This is a genomic window from Aquisphaera insulae (assembly GCF_011064615.1).
GTDB classification, from domain to species: domain Bacteria; phylum Planctomycetota; class Planctomycetia; order Isosphaerales; family Isosphaeraceae; genus Aquisphaera; species Aquisphaera insulae.
In genome coordinates, this window is the sequence record NZ_JAALJH010000205.1 from 1 (window position 1) to 1887 (window position 1887).

General features: G+C 67.8%; 2 protein-coding genes. One reads left to right on the forward strand and one right to left on the reverse strand.

Going from position 1 to position 1887, the window contains the following annotated elements:
* The coding region (locus G6O54_RS36730) for a hypothetical protein (protein WP_165236036.1) at window positions 1–198 on the forward strand (198 nt) is incomplete at its 5' end.
* Between the two features lie 65 nt (window positions 199–263).
* Here G6O54_RS36730 and G6O54_RS36735 read toward each other — a convergent pair.
* The gene (locus tag G6O54_RS36735) at window positions 264–764 is read right to left on the reverse strand and encodes an RNA polymerase sigma factor (protein ID WP_250847254.1); all 501 of its coding nucleotides are present in this window, start codon (window positions 762–764) and stop codon (window positions 264–266) included.
* Window positions 765–1887: the final 1123 nt, after the last annotated feature.

The following is a 1887-nucleotide window of genomic DNA, read 5'->3' on the forward strand; positions in this document are numbered from 1 at the left end:
CTAACCGCGGTCGATGTTGGCTCGATCGACGATGCGGTCAAAGATGATGACGCCCTCCTGACGGAAGCCGTCCGGCTCGCGCTCCGGACGCTCAACGTGGCGGGTGAGTGGAAGTCGTTCCGCGACACCGCGCGCGAGCTTATGAGGGTCGCCCCCGCACGCATCCCGAACTACGCGATGTTCCTGGCTGGGCTCTGACCTTTCGCATAGGCCGCCGTCCGAATCTCGTCGACCCGGACACGCCCACGTTCGGCAAACTCGAATTAGCGGGCTCGCTGCTCGATGAGGAGGATCGGTGCCCGGAGGCGCTCGGGGAGTCGGTCAAGCTCCTCTTGCAGGAGGGCGGCCGTGTCGTCGGGTGGTTCGTGGGCGATCTCGAGCTCCGTCCGCTCGGCCGCCGCCCGCTCGTGACGCCTTCGCCTCGCCGCGGCGGCCCGGGCGCAGCCGGCCGTCCGGGCCGCCGCGCCATGGAGCCAGCTCGCGAGCGATCCCCGCTTGCGGATCGACCCGGCCCGCCGGGCGAGGAGCAGGAACGTGGCCTGAAAGGCATCCTCGGCGTCGTGCGGCTCGTTCAGGACCGACCGGCAGACGCGAAGCACCATCGGCCCATGCCGCTCCACGAGCGCGGCGAAGGCATGCTCGGCCGCCTCCCGCGGCCCGGCCCGGAATCGCTCCAGCAGGCCGCCGTCCGTCACTCCGATCGCCGACCCGGCCTCGAACAGGGTCCGAATCGGTCCGACGATCTCGCCACTCGTGGTCGACACCGGGATGGCCTCCGAGCGCCCTTGTTCTGGTCATCGCGAGTCGTGTAACGAGGCGGAGGCTTCAATCCGACTTTTTCGGGCTCATCCGGCGGGAGCGTGCGCGGGCTTCAGGACGAGGCCAGATCCGGCTCTTTCAGTAAGAAGGGGGAGCCAGTCGAGGTGGATGGTCCGAGCCACGGCGATCGAATTCAACCCCCTGAATCCCCCTTGGTAAGGGGGGAACGATCGCTCTCTCCGCCCGCCCAGGCAAGCGAGACCGAGACGGCGTCGGGACTCGCGACGACCATCGATCACCGCTCGAGCTCGAGCACGAAGCGCCGGCCCGGTTCGATCACGTGGCCGCCCGATTCTACCCGTAAGGCCGTCTTGCCCCTTCGGCCGTGAGCCTCCGATCGGGCGTACGCTCCTTTGGGATGAACCAACATTCGTGGGAGATTTTCCATTTTCGTGAAACCCGCAGCGTCCTTTCATGGATTGTATTGAGATGGAGGGCCACTGCGCGCGAGCCGTATGGAACGCGCGGAGGCTCGCGGATCTTTGTCAATCCGGTCGTGGGTGTTCAGGAGAGCGGGTGCCGGCCCGCGGGTGAGACGCGGGCCGGCCGGGGATGAGAGGGACCATGCGGAGCGGAGCGGAGCGAAACGAATCGACGAATCTGGGGCAGTCCCATGAGCGGGTGCCTCGGGTCGTCGCCTGATCGACGATCGAAGCCAGGTCCGGCCTGTTGCCTGTCCGGGCGGCGAGCGTTGAGCCAGGGCGAGGCTTGCTGTTGCGCTGGACGGGCTTCGCTCCAAGGCCACGGCGGTCCCGTGGTGTTCCACCACGGCCACCCGAAGCCTCTGCGTGCAGGCGAAGGGGGCTCTCATCCCCGACGTCGCGGTTCGAGATTGTGCCATCAAAGCGGCATCGTCGTGAGACGGTGAGGATTCGGCTCCCGAGGGTTGACAGCCGGCATGGCCCTGCAAGCGTGGGTGACCACGATCGTCAGATCGTGGATCGGACGGGCGAAGCCTCCAGCCTCGCACGTCAGTGCGATCCGCGGGGCAGGCCGTCGCTCGCTCAGAGGCGGTCCGGCTTACGCCGGAGGTTGGTGGGCTGCGCCCCGTCCGAACCACCCGCTCAC